This is a genomic window from Gillisia xinjiangensis (assembly GCF_046298265.1).
Taxonomy (GTDB): Bacteria; Bacteroidota; Bacteroidia; order Flavobacteriales; family Flavobacteriaceae; genus Gillisia; species Gillisia xinjiangensis.
The window spans coordinates 1-581 of the sequence record NZ_JBKAHK010000084.1; the positions used below are offsets into that span (position 1 = coordinate 1).

Consider the following 581-nt stretch of genomic DNA (forward strand, 5'->3'; position numbering starts at 1 on the left):
CCCTCTCTTTGTCCTCGCCATGGGTGTGGTCGCCGCACTGGGAAACTCGGTCGAAAACATCATCTACGCAACCGCGGTCATCAACCTGCCCTTCTATGCCCGCGTCGCCCGATCAGAAACCTCCTTGCGGCGAAACGCCGGATTTGTCCAGGCCGCGCGCCTCTGCGGCAATTCCGACCTGCGCATCCTGGCAACGCAGATCTTTCCCAACATCCTGCCGCCGATGATGGTTCAGATCTCTCTCAACATGGGCTGGGCAATCCTCAACGCAGCCGGGCTTTCCTTCATCGGTCTCGGTGTGCGGCCGCCGGACGCGGAGTGGGGCATTATGGTCGCCGAAGGCGCTACCTACGTGATCTCCGGCGAGTGGTGGCTGGCGCTCTTTCCTGGCGGGGCGCTGATGCTCGCGGTGTTCTGTTTCAATCTGCTTGGCGACGGGCTGCGTGATCTGGTCGTTCCGCTGCGACGCACCTGAGGAGTCGGCATGACCGCCCATCCCATCCTTTCGGTCGACGGCCTTTCGGTCGACTTCCGCACTCGCAACGGCACGGTGAAGGCGCTCGACGCGGTATCTCTCAGTG

1 protein-coding gene is annotated in these 581 nt (G+C 62.7%); it reads left to right on the forward strand.

Annotation, left to right across the window (positions count from 1 at the left end; all coding sequences use genetic code 11):
• Nucleotides 1-475: ABC transporter permease (locus ACKGJN_RS16600; protein ID WP_409540680.1), on the forward strand; the 475-nt coding region annotated here is incomplete at its 5' end.
• Between the last annotated feature and the right edge of the window lie 106 nt (nt 476-581).